General features: G+C 30.8%; 17 protein-coding genes. 5 read left to right on the forward strand and 12 right to left on the reverse strand.

Annotated features, from left to right (window positions below):
• Positions 1-341: 341 nt before the first annotated feature.
• From BJS11_RS08790 to BJS11_RS08805, 4 genes are all read right to left on the reverse strand, one after another.
• Positions 342-1085: a zinc-ribbon domain-containing protein gene (locus BJS11_RS08790; protein WP_069996651.1), complete on the reverse strand. Its 744-nt coding sequence runs from the start codon at positions 1083-1085 to the stop codon at positions 342-344.
• Entirely contained in the window at positions 1082-2410 is a 1329-nt protein-coding gene (locus BJS11_RS08795; RefSeq protein ID WP_069996652.1) for a PrsW family glutamic-type intramembrane protease, read from the reverse strand. The genes BJS11_RS08790 and BJS11_RS08795 overlap by 4 nt, the downstream gene beginning before the upstream one ends.
• A 257-nt stretch (positions 2411-2667) precedes the next feature.
• Positions 2668-3192, reverse strand: coding sequence for a hypothetical protein (locus BJS11_RS08800; protein ID WP_069996653.1), 525 nt, complete (start codon positions 3190-3192; stop codon positions 2668-2670).
• 274 nt (positions 3193-3466) lie between these two features.
• Positions 3467-4459 (reverse strand): HNH endonuclease, encoded by a 993-nt coding sequence (locus tag BJS11_RS08805; protein WP_069996654.1) that lies wholly within the window; start codon positions 4457-4459, stop codon positions 3467-3469.
• Between the two features lie 314 nt (positions 4460-4773).
• Between BJS11_RS08805 and BJS11_RS08810 the strand changes: the two genes are divergently transcribed.
• A complete protein-coding gene (locus BJS11_RS08810; protein WP_069996655.1) occupies positions 4774-5754 on the forward strand; it encodes a tRNA dihydrouridine synthase in 981 nt (326 codons plus the stop codon).
• Positions 5755-6293: 539 nt separating this feature from the next.
• Here the strand turns inward: BJS11_RS08810 and BJS11_RS14175 are convergent.
• Positions 6294-6416, reverse strand: a complete 123-nt coding sequence (locus BJS11_RS14175) for an HTH domain-containing protein (RefSeq protein WP_081333142.1) — start codon at positions 6414-6416, stop codon at positions 6294-6296.
• Between the two features lie 499 nt (positions 6417-6915).
• Here BJS11_RS14175 and BJS11_RS08820 point away from each other — a divergent pair, with 499 nt between their 5' ends.
• Positions 6916-7275: a zinc-binding alcohol dehydrogenase family protein gene (locus BJS11_RS08820; protein ID WP_069996657.1), complete on the forward strand. Its 360-nt coding sequence runs from the start codon at positions 6916-6918 to the stop codon at positions 7273-7275.
• A gap of 187 nt (positions 7276-7462) precedes the next feature.
• On the opposite strand, the gene mecI is transcribed toward BJS11_RS08820, so the two are convergent.
• On the reverse strand, positions 7463-7840 hold the full coding sequence (gene mecI, locus BJS11_RS08825; RefSeq protein ID WP_069996658.1) for a mecC-type methicillin resistance repressor MecI: 378 nt from the start codon (positions 7838-7840) through the stop codon (positions 7463-7465).
• A complete protein-coding gene (locus BJS11_RS08830; RefSeq protein WP_069996659.1) occupies positions 7837-9591 on the reverse strand; it encodes a BlaR1 family beta-lactam sensor/signal transducer in 1755 nt (584 codons plus the stop codon). Before BJS11_RS08830 ends, mecI begins: the two co-directional genes overlap by 4 nt.
• Positions 9592-9689: 98 nt before the next feature.
• Between BJS11_RS08830 and BJS11_RS08835 the strand changes: the two genes are divergently transcribed.
• Together BJS11_RS08835 and blaZ are read left to right on the forward strand one after the other, a co-directional pair.
• Positions 9690-11687, forward strand: a complete 1998-nt coding sequence (locus BJS11_RS08835) for a PBP2a family beta-lactam-resistant peptidoglycan transpeptidase MecC3 (protein ID WP_069996660.1) — start codon at positions 9690-9692, stop codon at positions 11685-11687.
• A gap of 95 nt (positions 11688-11782) precedes the next feature.
• The gene (blaZ, locus tag BJS11_RS08840) at positions 11783-12634 is read left to right on the forward strand and encodes a mecC-type penicillin-hydrolyzing class A beta-lactamase BlaZ (RefSeq protein ID WP_069996661.1); all 852 of its coding nucleotides are present in this window, start codon (positions 11783-11785) and stop codon (positions 12632-12634) included.
• 437 nt (positions 12635-13071) lie between these two features.
• Here blaZ and BJS11_RS08845 read toward each other — a convergent pair whose 3' ends face one another.
• The 3 genes from BJS11_RS08845 to BJS11_RS08855 all read right to left on the reverse strand — a co-directional run bounded on the left by BJS11_RS08845 (position 13072) and on the right by BJS11_RS08855 (position 15855).
• The gene (locus BJS11_RS08845; protein ID WP_069996662.1) at positions 13072-13950 is read right to left on the reverse strand and encodes an LPXTG cell wall anchor domain-containing protein; all 879 of its coding nucleotides are present in this window, start codon (positions 13948-13950) and stop codon (positions 13072-13074) included.
• Between the two features lie 290 nt (positions 13951-14240).
• A complete protein-coding gene (locus tag BJS11_RS08850) occupies positions 14241-14930 on the reverse strand; it encodes a type 1 glutamine amidotransferase domain-containing protein (protein ID WP_069996663.1) in 690 nt (229 codons plus the stop codon).
• Between the two features lie 4 nt (positions 14931-14934).
• Positions 14935-15855 carry an NAD-dependent epimerase/dehydratase family protein gene (locus BJS11_RS08855; protein WP_069996664.1) on the reverse strand — a complete coding sequence of 307 codons (921 nt, stop codon included), beginning with the start codon at positions 15853-15855 and terminating at the stop codon, positions 14935-14937.
• A 125-nt stretch (positions 15856-15980) separates the two neighbouring features.
• Here BJS11_RS08855 and BJS11_RS08860 point away from each other — a divergent pair, with 125 nt between their 5' ends.
• Positions 15981-16412: a transposase gene (locus tag BJS11_RS08860; protein ID WP_159427254.1), complete on the forward strand. Its 432-nt coding sequence runs from the start codon at positions 15981-15983 to the stop codon at positions 16410-16412.
• Positions 16413-16485: 73 nt separating this feature from the next.
• On the opposite strand, the gene BJS11_RS13995 is transcribed toward BJS11_RS08860, so the two are convergent.
• Both BJS11_RS13995 and BJS11_RS08870 read right to left on the reverse strand, forming a co-directional pair.
• Positions 16486-17205, reverse strand: coding sequence for an LPXTG cell wall anchor domain-containing protein (locus tag BJS11_RS13995; RefSeq protein ID WP_280833833.1), 720 nt, complete (start codon positions 17203-17205; stop codon positions 16486-16488).
• Positions 17171-19708 carry a YSIRK-type signal peptide-containing protein gene (locus BJS11_RS08870; protein ID WP_069995930.1) on the reverse strand — a complete coding sequence of 846 codons (2538 nt, stop codon included), beginning with the start codon at positions 19706-19708 and terminating at the stop codon, positions 17171-17173. Before BJS11_RS08870 ends, BJS11_RS13995 begins: the two co-directional genes overlap by 35 nt.
• Between the last annotated feature and the right edge of the window lie 164 nt (positions 19709-19872).

The raw sequence follows: 19872 nt of genomic DNA on the forward strand, positions 1-19872 counted from the left end.
TTATAATTTCTAGATTATTTGTCTCTGAACATAAAAAACACATCAAGCAACATTCAAAAGTTGCTTGATGCATCAAATATATTCATTTTTTATAGACCAACCGTTATTGACAAAGAGCCAAAAGTTATTACCTTGAATATGCCAAGTTCTCAAAGTTTAATAAATCTACAAAATTTTTAATAATTATTTATTTTCTACACAACACCTTTGTTATGTTAGAAATACTGTACCTTTACTTTGTTTTGCAAATTTAATCATTAGATTTTTTAACAATAAATTCATAATTAATAACTTCTAATACCTTGTTTTTTAGTTAAATAATATTTATTACGTTGGTTATTTTAACGCATATTATTTAAAGAATCTTCATCAACCTGATATCTATTTTCAATTGACTGTATTTCCCCATTCGCGATATTAATAAGTATCGTAAACCCATTATCAGGGTTATCATCATATACTAACTGATTTTCTGTTTCTACTGTAGGGTCACCATGAAATTGCTTGAATTCAGATACAGAAACACCTTCTGGCAAAACATATACACTAGATACTGTTCCATCAATTCCATAATATATTCCAATATTATGATATTTTTCCACTTCACCAATTCCCATGTAAACAATATCATTCGGTTCACCAAATTTTTCTTTTATATCGTCTTTTGACATTCCTATATTAAATCCTTCATAACCACCCGTATTATCTTCATTCATAAAATTTTCACTAAACTCGTCTGACAGAACATTAATTACTGATTGCTGTTGATCTTGATTAGCTCTATTGTCTTTTTGGAATATGTTAATAGTACCATTACCTAGTACTACATTTTTATATAAGTAATATCCGCCAACTGACAACGCTAACACTATTATAATAAAGACCACTATTGAAATAATAATCATCCATAACTTAGAATTAGAACGATTCCTATGTTCATTTCTACTGTTTTTATTTTTTAATTGTGAATTGTAATATTTATTGTGATTAATTTTTCGATCCACATTCACTAACTTTTCACCACATTTATTGCAAAAACTTTGATTGTTTTCTACTTTATTACCGCAATTAGGACAATACTTCATTTATTGATATGCTCCTTTGCGATTATTGATTTAGCTTGCAAAATGTTCACCTGTTTTAACCCAGCTTTCATTAATATGAATACAAAAATCCATACGATAACTATCAATACCAGATACTTAAGTGTCAGGCTTCCTGCTAGAGAAATTGATGTATCCCAAATACCATGCAAAATTACTGAAGAAAAAAAGAAAAATAGTAGTCGCTTATCTAATATATTATTGAAGCCAAAATTATTTTCTTCCTTTGCGATAACTATTCCTGCACCAATGATTGCTGACCAAACTAAATGTCCCCCAATAGCTGTCCATGCTCTTGTGTAAATCATATCAATTAGTGAAATATCAAAATTAGTAGAATAATTTAATATATAGCCTGCTGATTCAAAAACCGCAAATCCTGCACCAATTGCTCCTCCAATAAGTAATCCATTTAAAATTTTATTCGTTTTATTTTTATTAATAAAATACACTATAATGATAGCCTTACCTGTTTCTTCAACCAGCCCTACTAGCACTGCATCTACAACTGTCATCGTCCCATTTAAATAGTATTCATCACTAAAAGTAATGAAATTATACAAAATCATAGTACTAACTAAAGAAAAAACGCCACCTATAAAAAACATTTTCAAAACTTCAAATAAGCTAATATTTTTAAATGCATTTGACTCATAAAAAAAGAATAATCCTGTTAATGGCACTGTTAATGCGCCAATAAATATTAGACCAGGTATTGCATTTGTGTTTTCAAATACATTACCTAAAACCCATAATGCTGCAAATGTAATAGCAAACGCTAGGAAAACTCTAGAAAAAACCCAAGGCTTAGCCCATTCTTCTGAAACTTCATCTAAAGATGGTGTTGTATTCAAAGTTCCAGCTATAAATACTTCGTCCGATTCTTCTTTCGAATGTGGTTTAAACACTTCCGAAAACATATCTTTTAAATTCAAGTCTAAACTTTCTTCACTACCTGCAAACTTCCCAATAGATTTAGTAGTATTATTAAACAAATTTTTCGCTTCATTTTTGAGATTAATATTTTGAGCAGTCTGTTTTTCTATTGTTTCAGAACTTTCATTATAATTATCTTTCTCATCTTTTTTGTGAAGTCTACTTTTTATCTCTTCATTTTCTTTCAAAAAACAACCGCATTTTACACAAAATTTATCTTCATCTTTTACACTTGTATTACAATTTGGGCAAATATTCTCATTTTGAATTTCCCCTTCTTTTGTTGACATATCACTTTTTACACTATGTCCGCAATGAATACAAAACTTGTCACTTCTAGCAACTTGTTCACCACAATTTGAACAATTCATATAACCCCTACTCCCAATATTTAATTTTATACATATTATTTTAATGTAACGCACAAGAAAATACTATAATATTTTTCATAAATTTCTGTTTTATTTTTTTTTTTAAAAGCGTACAAAAACTAACCACCACTACTTATATTTATACTTTCTGAATAAAAACAAAAGAAGCATGTATAATACACACCTCTTTTAATGGAATAACTACACTATAATTCGTTTATAAATATTTACAACCAAACGTTTTCAACACTTAAGCTTTATTCTTCACTATAAAAGTGGTTTTCAATAGAATTATATACCGATTTCAAATCATTCATTATTGAAGTGGAACCACTAACAATATCTATAACATCTGTACTATTACATAATAAATTATGCTTATCATAAACACACATATAGGGATTTTTCACCGCATTTTTTAAATACAAAATATAATTAATCAATTCAGATTTCCTAATATTTGTAATAGTTACAATTACATATGCTTCTTTTTCATTATATTCATTTTCTATTTCAATTAATTCTTCTTTCCAGTTCTTTATTGAAATATACCTGCCTATCCGAGTTGGTTCTTTAATTAAATTTGGAAAGACTGTTCCATAATAATAAGACAGCTTAATACAACTATTATCTTTAAAGAGCATATCTACTATCTGAGTAAGATTTTCCCGATTAATGTACTCTATATCAAGTCTTATCCTATGATTATCTTCCACTTGAAAAAAAGGAGCTGGCGCTTCATTTTGAAAGTTTATCTTTAAATTTTCTAATTGAATATTCAATTTTATCAACCTACTCTTTTTTAACCTCGTCATCTGTTCTATTTCGAGTTTTTTAGATTCTGAATTTTTACTGAGATTACACTTTTCCAACTACTATTATGACTATCTTGAACATGCTTTCTTTCCATTTTATAGAGGTTTCTATAGTTACTACATTTAAGCCCTAAACGCTAATGAAGGGCTTTTAACTTATTTATTGGAATTTTTATTTAATTTCAGCTTTTTCACTTTACCTAGATTACTAATATTAATTCGATTCAATAGTCATTATACTTTATTTATAATAATCTGATAATTGATCCAAACTGATGGAAATACCATAGCCTCTCAATTGATCTTGTCTATCCAATAATATTTTTTCTAACATTCCTTCTTTTTCTTCTAATCTTCCGTAATGAAGCAGGTTATGACAATGACTGCATAGTGAAACAATGTTCTCTTTAACATCGAGGCTTCTATCGAACTCTCTATACTTACTTATTGGAATCAGATGGTGCGGCTCTGTATATTCCTTACCATTTCTTCTAGTAAATGTTCTATCTTCAGGATTATATTCACACTTATAATTAGCTAATTTTAACGCTATCACTGCTCTTTCAGCTTTCCTTTTCGGAATTTCTCTTCCAGTAGCATTAGACAACATCGTCATCTGTGGTTCAACTTTCGATATTTCTTTATCGATTTGAGCTCCATCTATCCTATTCTCTATTTCTATATTGATTAAATCTTTTTCTACTTGAGCATATTCTGAATTTCTTTCATCTTCAATTTCATTTAATGCACCTTTTAAATGAAATAATACTTCAGCATTTTTTTGAATTTCAATCGCTTTTTCTAGAATAAACACGGCATGTTCTTCTGGTAAATTACACATGTATTGCTGCTTTCCTTTACCATTTATATCAAAAGCACTATTTTCTTTATAATTGTCTTTAAGCCAATGCCTAAAATCTCTGGTATTTAAATCTGTATCAAAAGGATAATACGTTAACTGAACACGATATCCTTCATTATTCCATAAATCTGATGATTCTCCCTCCATTAGCTCAATAGGTTGATCAACTTCCTCACAGCCGTCTTTAGCAACACTTATAGCAACTACTTTGCTATCTCGATTGTGTAGAATAAAATCACCTTTCTTAATTTTCGTCATATTACTAAATCCAGCATTCTTTTTCCCATTCTTAGTTAGTCGAGGTGACCATACATAGCCACCCTTTCTTTCTATATCGTAAGTTACCCCTTGAAACACATAGAAAACAGCCATATATTCTCCCTTTTATAGGGATACTTATATAATATATCCCAGTTATATTTTAGAAATCATAGTTACATTTAAATTGACGAATATTTACATATAAAAATCATATTATTATTCTAGCCTAATTTTAGTAAAAAGAAAATTTAATTATTTATCTTGATCTATATTAGTAAAGTTGCCATAGTTAAAATATATATTTTATTTTCTTGCGAGACACTTTCTTATTTAGTTTGTTACTATTCAATATCCTGTTAATTTATGGTAATATCATCATGTATAAAAAGTCGAGATATTAAGAGAAAAGAAGGTTTAAATATATTATGAAAGAAAATTTTTGGCGTGAATTACCACGTCCATTTTTTATTTTAGCGCCAATGGAAGATGTAACAGATATCGTCTTTCGTCATGTTGTTAGTGAAGCTGCTAGACCCGATGTATTTTTCACTGAATTTACAAATACTGAGAGCTTTTGTCATCCTGAAGGGATACACAGTGTGCGTGGACGCTTAACATTTAGTGAGGATGAACAGCCTATGGTCGCTCATATTTGGGGAGACAAACCAGAGCATTTTCGCGAAATGAGCATCGGTATGGCAGAGATGGGCTTTAAAGGCATTGATTTGAATATGGGTTGTCCAGTAGCTAATGTTGCAAGTAAAGGTAAGGGTTCTGGCCTAATTCTTCGCCCTGAAACTGCGGCTGAAATTATTCAAGCTGCTAAAGCGGGAGGTCTACCGGTAAGTGTTAAAACACGTCTCGGATATTATGAAATCGATGAATGGCGAGATTGGTTAAGACACGTCTTCGAGCAAGATATTGCAAATTTATCTATTCACCTCCGTACCCGTAAAGAGATGAGTAAAGTAGATGCACATTGGGAATTGATTGAAGAAATTAAAAAATTGCGTGACGAAATCGCACCAAATACATTGTTAACGATTAACGGTGATATTCCAGATAGAAAAACTGGTCTAGAACTTGCAGAAAAATATGGCATTGATGGTGTAATGATTGGACGAGGTATTTTCCATAATCCTTTTGCATTTGAAAAAGAGCCCCGCGAGCATACAAGTAAAGAACTGTTAGGCTTACTGAGACTACATCTGGCATTGTTTAACAAATATTCAAAAGATGAAGATCGACAATATAAGCCTTTACGCAGATTCTTTAAAATATACGTACGTGGCATCAGAGGCGCTAGTGAACTAAGACATCAATTGATGCAAACACATACGACAGACGAAGCACTCGCATTGCTCGATGACTTTGAAGGTCGAATGGATCATAAAATTGAGTCATAAACTTTCACGCTTTACGAAATAATTTAATATTTCATTTTTTTAGTTAGTTTGATATTTTCATATTTAAAACTAATAGGCAGAAGCGTTTCACTTGGGATACGCTTCTGCTTATCAGTTGATGATGAGGTTTATTTGATAACTATACTCAATTTTTTCTATAGTGATTCAATATGTCTATTAATAATGTTTTTAGCTCTTCACACTGTATTTCTTTTACAGTAATTAATAATTATCTTTTTTCGTTTTTTTATGTTTTGATATATCATTTGTATTAAAGGTGATTTCTGTAATTCATCAAACCAATTTGAAGTATCTATATGAACATATTTATTAAAATCAACATGATTTAACTTACTCTCTAAAGATAACTGCTGGTCATAGTAATTTAAACCTTTTAGTATTTGTTGTGATGGTCCAATTGTTAATAAATTCATTTTATCTTCAGTTAATGTTTTGATAGCAGTCTTGAAATTGTTTAAGAGTCACCACCCTCCATTCGCTCCCCTTTTAGAAACAATAGGGTACCCCATCAAACTAAGTCAATTCACATCTCTTCTTATTGTTCTATTGCTAACATATAATCTTTCGGCCAATGTTCTAGTAGGTACAATATCTCTTGATTTTAATAAGTCTAAAATTTTAAAAAGTCTATCACTTTTCATAATTCACTCCATATATTAGACATTTGTTGTCCTAATTGTATATTAAACTGACATCAGATAATATAAGGAAGGTATTTACAATGAAATCACTTGGCTTAAATGAATTCGGTTGAAGAAATTTTTCAATTCAAGATGTACCATTACCATGTATTCAGATGATGAGGTTTTAATTAAAGTGGAATATGCTGGAATAAGAGAATGGGAACAATTTGAAATTGATGATAGCTACCACAAAATGTTAGATATCGAACATAACTTTCCATACACTTGTGGTAGTGAATGATCTGGAGTGATACAAGATAAGAGAGCAAATGTCACAAATCTTACTGTAGGAGATTGGGTTTATGCATGCTCTTTCTAAAATACTAAGGGTGGCTTTTTTGCCGAATAAGTTGCTGTACATCAAGATTTCGTAAGATCTATTCCCTAAAATTTATCTTACAAAAGTGCTTCAGCAATTCTTGGAGTAGAAACTGTAGCGTTATGAGGTATACAAAAATTGAACTTGAATAAAGATGATAATATCATTATTCATGGTACTAATGGTGGCGTTGGTCACTTAGCTATTCAATTTGCAAAATGCACAACAAATAACGTAATAGGTATAGCTTCAAGAGAAGATGGTATTTCACTTTGTAAATCTTATGGCATAAACTCCATAAATGGGAAAACAAGATTAAAAACTTTGAATTTTAGTATTTATAATAAAATGCTATTAACTACAAGTCTTGATGAATACGTACAACATGTTCTAAATATGAAACAGCCTACAACAATTGCATATTATTACCGAAAAACTCTAACCCAGATTTCAATTTATAATCCTAAATTCCCCACTAACTTCCTAGTGAATAGATAAATATATTTAACAAGAAACCACTATACTAGAGACTTGTAATTTTCTATATCGAAAATGATTAGGTATCCTCAGATTACCTAATCTCATAACTGTGTAGCTCCTCATTAATGAGGAAGAATTTATCAATCTTTCTCTCTATGATATATACTATGCTTTTTAAGTTCTAGTTATTTGAAAATACTCCTTCTTAATCTTTCTTTTTGTTTAAAATATTTTTTAATTCTTCAATATCATCTTCAGACAACTCTTCATTTTCAACAAAATTTAAGACTAATGAATTTAATCCACCTTCATACACTTTATCCAAAAACACTTTAGACGTTTTGTACTTCATATCTTTTTCCTCTACTATTGGGAAATATTCAAAAATTTTATTTCGCCTTGTTCTATCTATGAATTTCTTTTTGTAAAGACGGTTGATTAGTGTTCTTATTGTTTTTGGGCTCCATTCCTTTCGTTGTTGTACTATTTCTATAACGTCATTAGCACTTATTAATTTTTCATTCCAAATCGTATTCATTATTTCCCATTCTGATGCTGATATATCATAGCCTTCATGTGTCATTGTATTAACTCCATTTCTTCAAGAATTTTTTCAGAAATACTTTTCGCTTTTTTACCACTGGCATTATTCTTCCCATCTAAGTGTGTGGCAAAGTAGTAAGTTTTTCCGTTTTTCTGAATTGTTCCAATAAACCATCCATTCGTTTCCTTGCCGTTTATTATACCTGTTCCAGTTTTACCTAGATATCTATATTGATTAGATTTTTTTAGTGTAATACTATCTTTTACAGCATTGATATAATTTTCATCAAATTTAAGCTGTTGATTATCCATTTTCATTAATAGATTAACTTGTTCTATTGCAGAAATTTTTAAAGAGGATTCATTCCAATAATTTTTATTTCCTGATATGTTTTCATTACCATACTGTAATTCACTTATATAATTTTTAAGGTCTTTATTTTTTATGCTGCTATTTATATTTTCAAAATACCAATTCACAGAATATCTCATTGCTGAACTTAAATTTTGATTTTGATTCCATTCTTTGAAAACATTTATTTTACCATTCCATTTTTGTTCAGTATTATTCAACGACATAACATTTCTATCAAATCCAATTAATGCTAAATACAGTTTATATGTAGAATCAGGTGTGTATCTTTTTCTACTTTCTTTTTCATTATATAAGAAGTACTCTTTTTTCTGATTATCATATAATACAAAGCTACCCTTAAAACCTGAGAAATGAGAACCTAATTCTTTCAAGTTTGTATATTTGATAGCATCCGTATATTCATTCTTGTCAGAATGAGCAGAAACCATAAATCCTTGCAGTAAAATCAAAATAGATAAAACCACATAGGGTAGAAATTTCAATTTACGATTTCGGGTACTTTTAAATTTTGAGATATTCACAATACGACTTTTTAAATTAGATTGAGTTCCTAATAAATATTTTGCTACAAAATTATTAACTGATTGCTTCTGTATAGCCCAACATTTCAAAATTGCCTTACCATATCTTATGTGATTTGATTGACTTAATCTTATAAGAACTTGATTATCACATGAAATCTCACAATCAATATTAAATAATTTTTTTGATAAATGTAATGCTGGATTGAACCATAATATACTAGTGAAAATTGTGAATATATAATTGCTCCATAAATCCTTATTCTTAATATGAATGAGTTCATGGCTAATTATATAATCAACTTCTTCTTCTTTCATCATATCTTTTATATTTGTGGGCAAAACAATATAGTACTTTCCTAGCCAAAAGACCATTGGATTCTCAACTTCATCTACATGAATAATTGCAATAGATTTTTCTTTGATGTTTAAATCATTTATACATTTCTTTAATTGGTTATCTAATATTGGAGATTTAATAGATAAATCTTTTATAAAGACAATTTGCTTAATAGCAGAAATAAATTTAAAGCTAAAAAATATTAATCCAATAAACCAAACTACTAATAAAATAATTAGGATAAATGGCATCTCATGATGTTGGATATTCAAAGCCAAATCTTTTGTTAAATGAGTACTTCCATTTGATAAATTATGATTAATAGACTTAGATGAATGTGAAATCATATCAAATGAAAATATATCTGGAATTTTGACTTGCAATAAATTATTTATCGGTATTAAAGGTAAAAATGATGAAAGAACAACTAGTAACCAAACTTTATGATTTAAGCGAGTCTTAAAATACATAATAGATATAGCACGGACAATTAAAATTATTAACAAAGTCAGAATAGAACTAATTAAACTCATTACCAAGAATTGTTGTAGCATTTTCACACCTCACTTCTTAAATATTATAGCATTATTTTGACAAACAGACTACAAATGTAATATCATTAGATTACATTTGTAGTATTAAGGAGGAATAAATGAAAAAAATTTATATTAGTGTTCTAGTTCTTTTACTAACTATTATTATAATAACTTGGTTATTCAGAGATGACGATATTGAGAAAACAATTAATGCTATTGAAAAGGGAGACTATAACAAAATATATAAAAATAGTTCAGAAACATCTAAACTTGCATTTGGAGAAGAAGAAATTATAGATAGGAATAAAAAAATTCACAAAGATTTAGGTGTCAATAACTTAAAAATTACTAATCATAAAACTAAAAAAACTGGAAAAGATAAAAAGCAAGTTGACGTTAAATATAACATGTATACAAAATATGGAACTATACGCCGTAATTCACAATTAAACTTTATTTATGAAGATAAGCATTGGAAATTAGATTGGGACCAGGGAGTAATAATACCTGGATTGAAAAATAGACAAAAAATTAATATAGAAACATTAAAATCAGAACGAGGCAAAATAATAGATAGAAATGGTATAGAATTAGCTAAAACTGGAAATGCATACGAAATCGGTATTGTTCCTAATAAAACACCCGAAAATAAATATAGCGATATTGCTCGTGACTTACAAATTGATACAACAGCTATAACCAATAAAGTTAATCAAAAATGGGTACAGCCAGATTCATTTGTACCAATTAAAAAGGTAAATAAAAAAGACGAATCTATAGACAAATTAATTAAATCATACAATTTACAAATAAATACTATAAAAAGCCGTGTTTATCCGTTGAATAAAGCAACAGCACATCTTTTAGGTTATGTAGGTCCCATTAATTCCGAAGAGTTACAAAGTAAACAATTTAAAAACTATAGCAAAAATACTGTTATTGGAAAAAAGGGCTTAGAACGCCTCTATGATAAACAATTGCAAAATACTGATGGTTTTAGAGTATCCATTGCAAATACTTACGAAAATAAACCTTTAGACACATTATTAGAGAAAAAAGCTAAGAACGGCAAAGATCTTTACTTAACTATAGATACAAGAGTACAAGAAAGTATTTATAAAAATATGAAAAATGACTATGGGTCCGGTACAGCATTACAACCGAAAACTGGAGAAATTTTAGCTTTGGTAAGTACCCCATCGTATGATATTTACCCATTCATGAATGGAATAAGCAATCATGATTACCATAAATTAAGTAACAATAAAAAAGAGCCTTTTCTCAACAAATTTCAAATCACTACATCACCAGGTTCAACTCAAAAAATATTAACATCTATTATAGCTTTAAAAGAAAATAAACTAAACAACAATACTAATTTTGATATTTATGGTAAAGGTTGGCAAAAAGATGAATCATGGGGAGATTATAATATAACAAGATTTAAAGTAGTAGACGGTAAGATAGATTTAAAGCAAGCAATAGAATCATCAGATAACATATTTTTTGCACGTATTGCATTAGCTTTAGGAGCTAAAAAATTTGAGAAAGGTATGAAAGATTTAGGAGTTGGTGAAAATATCCCGAGTGATTACCCCTTTTATAAAGCACAAATTTCAAATAGTAATTTAAATAATGACATATTGCTAGCAGATTCAGGATATGGCCAAGGTGAGATACTAGTAAATCCTATACAAATTTTGTCAATCTACAGTGCTTTAGAAAATAACGGAAATATACAAAACCCTCATGTTTTACGTGAAACAAAGTCTCAAATTTGGAAAAAGTCTATTATATCTAAAAAAGACATAGGTATATTAACTAATGGTATGGAACGCGTAGTGACTAAAACACATAGAGATGATATTTACAAAAACTATGCCCGAATTATAGGTAAATCTGGAACAGCAGAATTAAAAATGAAAAAAGGTGAAACCGGAAGACAAATAGGTTGGTTTGTTTCATATGATAAAAATAATCCCAATATGCTAATGGCGATTAATATTAAAGACGTTCAAAATAAAGGGATGGCCAGCTATAATGCTGCGATATCTGGAAAAGTTTATGATGATTTATATGATCACGGAAATACTAAATTTGACATAGATAAGTAATTTAAATACTTCTTTCGACTTGTTGTTAACTAAGTAAATTAGAAGAAAAGTTATTTTTAAAAAGATTACATTTGTAATATATAGGAGGAGTAAAATTGAAAAAATTAATAATATTAGTCATGTTAGCGTTGATATTAAGCGCTTGTAATACTAAGCATTCAACTAATAATGACATTGAAAAACTCGAAAAAAAATATGGTGCTAACATAGGTATGTATGCTCTTAACACTCAAAACGGTGAAGAATTATCATTTAATGAAAATAAACGATTTGCCTATGCTTCCACATTAAAAGCTATAAGTAGTGCCATGCTACTTGAGCAAACACCTTACAACAAATTAGATAAAAAAATTCATATCAATAAGGATGATATCGTTCCATATTCACCAGTGTTAGAAAAATATATTGGCAAAGAGATAACTATAAAAAAACTTATAGAAGCTACCATGTTATTTAGCGATAACACTGCTAACAATAAAATTATCGATGAATTAGGAGGATATGAGCATGTCAAAAATAGACTGACAGATTTAGGAGATACAACAACACATCCATCCAGAAAAGAACCCGATTTAAATTTTTATTCGCCGAAGGATAAACGAGATACAACTACTCCAATAGCCTATGGTAAAACTTTAAATAAACTTATAGTTGATGGAAAGCTTAGTAAAGCGAACAAAGATTTCTTGCTTGATTTAATGTTTAAAAATAAAAGTGGCGATACATTAATTAGAGATGGCGCATCTTCAAATTTTAAAGTTATGGATAAGAGTGGTCAAGCACTAACATACGGTTCAAGAAACGATGTTGCACTTGTTTATCCAGATGGACAAAATAAGCCTATAATTTTAGTTATATTTACAAATAAAGATAAAAAAGATGGTAAACCTAATGATAAAATAGTAAGTGAAGTTGCTAAAATTGTACTAAAAAGCATTAATGAATAACTAGTTTTTAAAGATTACAATAAAGGACTAATCTGTATAAAATAGATTAGTCCTTTATTGCGTATAAAATACTATAATAGTATAGGATTTCCTAAAAAAGACATAGAATCTCAAGTAACATCCCAATAATGATACTAATAATTAAAATAAAGAATACAAAAATAGAATAAATTATAAATGTTGTTGCATATAAAAATATTCTTTTAGTGCTATGTACTTTCTTACTATAAAAAAGATTGATAACTCTCTGCTTATCTGTTAGTGATGCGGTTTTTAATATAGCTATCAGAAAACTATAACTGTGCTCTTTAAATATTTTGACACTGTTCTTAATTTAAACTCTAATTTATAATCTTCATACATAAAAATGCACCTCTAGTAGTTAGTTTTTATTCCAACTTCTGGGGTGCAGATCAGTTTCTTAATTTTACTAGTGTTTACTTCGATTTAATAATACGTCTCATCACTAAAAATATACCAGTAATTAAAGTTAAAGATGCAACTAAAGTTACTATAGATAAACTAGATTGTTGCTCTCCTGTTTCAGGTAATGTATTAAGATTATTCACTACATTATTGTGACCCAATTCTTTGTTTTGATCATTACTATTTGTCGCATCTTGTAATTCCATTAGTTTTTCTACTTCTAATATATCGTGATTAGGCGATACATTCGGATTGGTTACTGTTCCATCCGGATTTAGCACTCCGTGATTCAACTCGTCACCTTGTTGGTTACTATTTGTCGCATCTTGTAGCTCCATTGGTTTTTCTACTTCTAATATATCATGATTAGGCGATACATTCGGATTGGTTACTGTTCCATCCGGATTTAGCACTCCGTGATCCAACTCGTCACCTTGTTGGTTACTATTTGTCGCATCTTGTAGCTCCATTGGTTTTTCTACTTCTAATATATCGTGATTAGGCGATACATTCGGATTGGTTACTGTTCCATCCGGATTTAGCACTCCGTGATCCAACTCGTCACCTTGTTGGTTACTATTTGTTGCATCTTGTAATTCCATTGGTTTCTCGACTTCTAATATATCGTGATTAGGCGATACATTCGGATTGGTTACTGTTCCATCCGGATTCATTACTCCATGGTCCAACTCGCCACCTTGTTGATTACTATTTGTTGCATCTTGACCACCTATTTCAAGATTCATTTCTGTAACTTCAGGGTATTCTTGGTTTTCTACGATATTATCATTAGCAGTATATTCTTCAGCATTTGCACTGAAACTTAAATTTAATAGTAATCCTCCCAGTAGTATACTACTCATCGTTACCATCATTATCTTAGTTTTCATTTATTCATCCCCAATATTTGTTTTTATTAATATATATCTAAAACAACGATATATCAACAACTTTTTAAATAATTTAAAAAGTTGCAGGCACTCTATTGACCTTTTGTTATTATTGCACTTTTAAAATTATAGGAGTATAGAAAACGATTAATAATCCCATATCATTGCTATAATTACTGTCATAAAATTTGCATTTATGTTTTTAAAATTTCTTTATTTTTGTTGTAATATGTTTCTACCTATTGATTTAATGATACGGTTTAAAAAAGCTAAGCAAAATTTTGCTTAGCTTAATGTTTGTTAAGTAGCTTATCAACTGCTTGTGCTACTTGTTTTGGTGATTGTGGGTTTTGTCCTGTAACCAATCTATCATCCACTTTGACATAGGGAATAAATGGTATTTTAGCTTTATTATAATAAGCTTCACGTTTTTTAATTTCACTCTCTAGCATAAATGGCACGATGTTTTTACGATTTACTAAAATCTCTTCGCTATTAGAAAATCCAGTTATCTCTCTATGATCGATAAAGAATCTACCGTTTTCATCTTTAACATTTAATAATGCTGCTATACCATGGCAAACAGCGGCGACAATACCACCGTGACTATATATATCATTTATTGCACGTTGGATATGTTCATTATTAGGAAAATCAAACATGACCCCATGCCCACCGGTAAAGTAAATCACATCATATTCATCAGGGTTGGCTTCCTTTATAGACTTTGAACGCCGCAACATACCCATGAAAGATTCATTATTGTAATATTTTTTTGTCACACGATCTAGCATTAAAGGTTTTAAACTAACCGGATCAATTGGTGTATTGCCCCCGTTAATATTAAATAAATCAATTTGATAATTTTTTGAATTAAAATAATCATAGAAATGAACAAGTTCTCCAAGCCAAAGTCCTGTCGGTTTACTAGTACCTTCAAAGTAATCGACACTAGTATTAACAATCATAATTTTTTTCATTACTTTAATCTCCTTCTAAAATATTTCTTATTCCCGCTTCATATTTAGTTACTTTAAAATCAGGAAATTTTTCTTTGAATTTACTAGATTTAAAGACATTGTCATATTTATATCTCGGCAATAACTCTGTAAGTTCTTTGACTTGTTGATTAAATAAGCTACCTATCTTAAAAAGCCACATCGGGACAATAGTATATTTAATTTTTCTGTCTAATACCTTTTCTGCAGTATTAATTATTTCTTTATAGGTAATACTATCATCAGTCGGTAAATGCCAAGTTTCACCGTATGCATCTGGCGTATTACCTAACAATGCTAAAGCACGACTTGCATCAGGAGTCCAAATAAGCGTACGTAATACATAATCATCGACAGGAACAAGTGCTCGTTTTTCTTCTTTCACTCGATTAAAAACTAGAGAGTTTGTTATGCTTTGAGTCATTCCAGGACCGTAAAATTCTGGCGCGCGACCAATAACTGCATCGATTGATTTTTCTTTCATAGCTGATAACAACATTTCAGCGATATCTGCGCGAACCTTTGATTTTCTTCCTTTGGGAACAAAGGGACTGCTTTCTATTTGAATACTATCATTTTTTTCATACATATAAGTATTATCAAAAAATACTAATTTCGCTTTGGTTTCTTGACATGCTTTAATTACATTTCTCATAATTACTGGGAATCTATTTTCCCACATCTCTGAATTCGCAGGTAAGCCTACAGTAAAGTATACAATTTCGCTTCCTTTAACTGCTTCATAAGTATCTTCATAGTTCATCAAATCAGCTGCTACTAATTCATCTGTATCATGAATTTTTTTAGGTTTTCTACCAACTAATCGAATATTTTTTGTATAACACTTATAAATTTCTTTTGCTAGTTCTTGGCCAATTTGACCATTGCTTCCTAATACTGTCTGCATAATGACAACTCCTTTTTTAATATTTTAAAAAGTGAACCAACATTTTCGTTGATTCACTCCTTTAGAAGCTTTTTTACTCAAGAAATTCTATTAATGTTTATTATTCTTTTTATTAATCCAACTTGTTGATACATCCATTCAGGCTCTTTAAGAGTTGGCAAAGCACTTATAGTGCATTACAGTATTTACTTACTTTAGACGATAAATTAGAAGCAACCTATCGAATTGGCCATCAAATTTTAAATGCATTAAGAATGAACGATATAAAAAATTTTGAAGAAGCTTTAAGTAAAGCAGAAAATGAAGAACTCTTTGAAGGACTTAACCGTATTATAAAAACTTTCAAAGACTATTTACCTTTTATAGAAAACACTATGCAGCATCCAAAATTAACTAACGGTCCAATTGAAGGAATCATTAATAAAATCAAATTAATAAAGAGAAATGCCTACGGCTATCGCAATTTTATTAATTTTAGAAATAGAATACTTATAATTTCTAGATTATTTGTCTCTGAACATAAAAAACACATCAAGCAACATTCAAAAGTTGCTTGATGCATCAAATATATTCATTTTTTATAGACCAACCGTTATTGACAAAGAGCCATAAAATTTCAATTATATAATTCTAGTTATTTTCTTTGTTGTCTTCTTTGCGACGACCAAGTAAGAATAATGATCCAATTCCAGCAAATAAGCCGCCGAATAAAGCACCGTTATTTATTGCTTGTTCACCAGTGTCTGGTAATTTCTTATCATTATTTGACTTATCATGATCATCTGTAGTTGAAGCTTTTGCAATGCCATTTCCATCATTGTTGTTTGAATCAGTTGAACCCATTCCCATATCTGAATCGCTGTCTGCATCTGAGTCAGAATCTGCGTCTGAGTCACTGTCTGCGTCTGAATCACTATCCGCATCTGAGTCACTGTCTGCGTCTGAATCACTATCCGCATCTGAGTCACTGTCTGCGTCTGAATCGCTATCTGCATCTGAGTCAGAATCTGCGTCTGAGTCGCTGTCTGCGTCTGAATCAGAGTCTGCGTCTGAGTCACTGTCCGCGTCTGAGTCAGAATCTGCATCTGAGTCTGAATCGCTATCCGCATCTGAGTCTGAATCTGCGTCTGAGTCACTGTCCGCATCTGAGTCAGAGTCTGCATCTGAGTCTGAATCCGCATCTGAGTCTGAATCTGAGTCACTGTCTGCGTCTGAGTCTGAGTCAGAATCTGCGTCTGAGTCGCTGTCTGCGTCTGAATCAGAGTCTGCGTCTGAGTCACTATCCGCGTCCGCATCACTATCCGCGTCCGCATCACTATCCGCGTCCGCATCCACTATCCGCGTCCGCATCACTATCCACAGGTACAACTGTTACTATTTCAGTAGTAGTATATGAGGCACCCGCACTATCTGTCACTTTTACAGTTATTGTATATTGCCCCGGCACATCAGCGTTAAAGCCACCGTTATCTATAACCTCGACTTGATTACTCAAATCTCCATCTTCTTTATCTGTTGCACCTGTAACAACACTAATAACATCGAAGTTATGGTCTCCTTGATTAATAACCTTCGGAGTGGTCGTAATCGTTGGTGCTTCATTCAGCGGTAGCATTTGAACTATGGGATATAACTTAGTATCTTTTAAAATTTTATCGCTATCGTTATATGGTAAGTCTGTATCTGCATAAAACCATTTTACAGGATTGCCGTCCACAATAGTTGGTGCAGTGCGCCCAACTAAATCAATTGTATTACCTCTAGGGGTAACAGCATGAGCTTCATTAAAACTATTTTCATTATTTATAGCATCATTTTTATCTTTAAAGAAATCTACAGTAACAGCTGGCGACCATACATGAGCTATTTGATCATGTAATTTATTTTCATCTAAACCATAATTATATGACGGATGCGTTGTTGGATCATTCACATCATCCGAGATTGTCAAATCATAATTATCGTCAACATTTTTATCCAAATTGCTCTTATCAATAGCAAAATGTGTTAAAACTTCGCCATGCTCATTTACTATTTGTGTGCCATCAGGTACTTGATCATTACCCTCTAAAGGTAAACTTACTGATCCACCGCTAATAATCATTTTAGGGAAATCCGTAGCAACATTGGAGTTGTTTGGTAAACTATGGAAGCGATCAATCGTTACTTTAGCATCATCCTTTACTTCAATTAACGATGGCCAAGCCAAACTCTGATTTAATGATGAACCTTTATCGAACCCTACACTCCTTAGATCTAATGTCGCGTTTTCTACAGTGAGCGTTGAGCGCTCTAATTCTATACCTTTTTCATCCCCATTAAAATCATTAATATTTTGAGATATCGTACTATTATCTGTAACATTAAAATGCGTAAACTCAGAATTGATCGCTACCGCATCTGCCGGTATATTAAATATCCAATATGATCTATGCGGATTAGAATCTGTTGGCGTATTCACATTCAAATTCGTATTTGAAAAGATTACCTGCTGATCGCCTCTTCGGTGGTCTGGGTTAAACGTATTAAAGTTATAATGTGCGCGGGAAGATGAGTATATTTCACTATTTGTAAAATTCACATAACTAGCATTCGTTTCAATGGCATTACTTGTGGGACTATCCCCATTATTCACTAAATGTAAATTAGAATTATTAATATTAACTTTAGCATCAAAGCTATCACCTAAACGAAGCGTAGAGCCTTTAGAATCCCTTGTTGAATTCGTGTTAATCGCTGTATCTTGGATTGAGATTTCACCTGTGTACTTATTTCCAACATCGATACCAGACTGGTTAAACTGATTAAAGTTCATTTCTCCACCATTGATATTGAACTTAGTTGTTGTATCTCCACCATGAACTGCAATACCTTTATTAAAATTATTAAAATTGAGTTGTCCTTGATTATTAATGGAAAGTACCTCACCATTTTTAAGCGATGCATCAATACCTACTAATCTTTGTTCCTGTCCTGCTACTACATTAAAATCAACTTTTCTTCCTTCAGCAACATTAATAATTAATCCACGATTTAATTTCAAACCTTCAGTAAAGTCAAATTGACGGTCAGTATTAAAATTAATTTGAGTCACATTTGCATCATTAAAACTATTTTTTAAATCTTCAAATGTAAATGTATCATCATTAACATTTACTACACCGTTATTAGCGACATAGGCTCTTATAACGGGTTTGACAAAATTACGGTGAACCAAATTTGATTGAGCAGTACTATTAGTCGTCTGCTTTTTAGAATGATCAATATTCGTTGTTTGCTGTTGCTTCGTTTGACTAGAAACTTGAGTCATTTGTTTTAATGTTGCTTCTTGATTACTTGCTTCGTCTTTTATCTGTGCGGTCTGAGCCGATGTATGTTGTTGAATGATTGCATCATTTTGAATCTCATCTGCACTCTGTTTTGATTCTTGCGCTTTTTCAGTATTTGGCGTAGTGTTTTGTTGTGCTATATTGTTGTTCGCTGTTTGTACTTGATTGTCAATAGCATCTGCCTTTGCTTGTGTGCCTTGATTATTTATATCCCCTGTATCTTGTTCCACTTCTGTTGTATCTTCTGTTTCATTTGTATCTTTTGCAATAACTGCATCTATTACATGTTCTGTTTCGTTTACAGCTTTATCATCAACTGTATTCGATTGTGCCAAAGTACTTTCTGAATCAGTCTGAGCCGATTGCTTCTGTTGTACCTTTTCATTTTCTATTTCAGCTGCATCTGCATGATGTTGCACACCCAAAAAAAGCAAGACACCAATCAGTGTTGACCCTGTACCAACAGAGAACTTTCGAATAGCATAGCGTTGACGTTGCTTCCCATTTACTAAATTATATTTCATTTGAACCCCCAAATAGTCTCTATATGTTTGAAAATGATTACTTTACACTTACATTATACACTACAATTTACAAAAAACATTTAATTTAGGTGAATTATTTTGAGTCTTTAAAATAAAATTAATTTTAAATTTCATTTAATCTTTTAATTAAGAACTATTTGTTG

Source organism: Staphylococcus caeli (assembly GCF_900097965.1).
Taxonomy (GTDB): Bacteria; Bacillota; Bacilli; order Staphylococcales; family Staphylococcaceae; genus Staphylococcus; species Staphylococcus caeli.

Excerpts from the sequence above, each read along its gene's own strand:
- BJS11_RS08790 (WP_069996651.1), bottom strand. The coding sequence starts at position 1,085 with ATGAAGTATTGTCCTAATTGCGGTAATAAAGTAGAAAACAATCAAAGT.
- BJS11_RS08795 (WP_069996652.1), bottom strand. The coding sequence starts at position 2,410 with ATGAATTGTTCAAATTGTGGTGAACAAGTTGCTAGAAGTGACAAGTTT.
- BJS11_RS08805 (WP_069996654.1), bottom strand. The coding sequence starts at position 4,459 with ATGGCTGTTTTCTATGTGTTTCAAGGGGTAACTTACGATATAGAAAGA.
- BJS11_RS08810 (WP_069996655.1), top strand. The coding sequence starts at position 4,774 with ATGAAAGAAAATTTTTGGCGTGAATTACCACGTCCATTTTTTATTTTA.
- BJS11_RS14175 (WP_081333142.1), bottom strand. The coding sequence starts at position 6,416 with ATGAAAAGTGATAGACTTTTTAAAATTTTAGACTTATTAAAATCAAGA.
- mecI (WP_069996658.1), bottom strand. The coding sequence starts at position 7,840 with ATGACACATGAAGGCTATGATATATCAGCATCAGAATGGGAAATAATG.
- BJS11_RS08830 (WP_069996659.1), bottom strand. The coding sequence starts at position 9,591 with ATGCTACAACAATTCTTGGTAATGAGTTTAATTAGTTCTATTCTGACT.
- BJS11_RS08835 (WP_069996660.1), top strand. The coding sequence starts at position 9,690 with ATGAAAAAAATTTATATTAGTGTTCTAGTTCTTTTACTAACTATTATT.
- BJS11_RS08845 (WP_069996662.1), bottom strand. The coding sequence starts at position 13,950 with ATGAAAACTAAGATAATGATGGTAACGATGAGTAGTATACTACTGGGA.
- BJS11_RS08850 (WP_069996663.1), bottom strand. The coding sequence starts at position 14,930 with ATGAAAAAAATTATGATTGTTAATACTAGTGTCGATTACTTTGAAGGT.
- BJS11_RS08855 (WP_069996664.1), bottom strand. The coding sequence starts at position 15,855 with ATGCAGACAGTATTAGGAAGCAATGGTCAAATTGGCCAAGAACTAGCA.
- BJS11_RS13995 (WP_280833833.1), bottom strand. The coding sequence starts at position 17,205 with ATGCGGACGCGGATAGTGGATGCGGACGCGGATAGTGATGCGGACGCG.
- BJS11_RS08870 (WP_069995930.1), bottom strand. The coding sequence starts at position 19,708 with ATGAAATATAATTTAGTAAATGGGAAGCAACGTCAACGCTATGCTATT.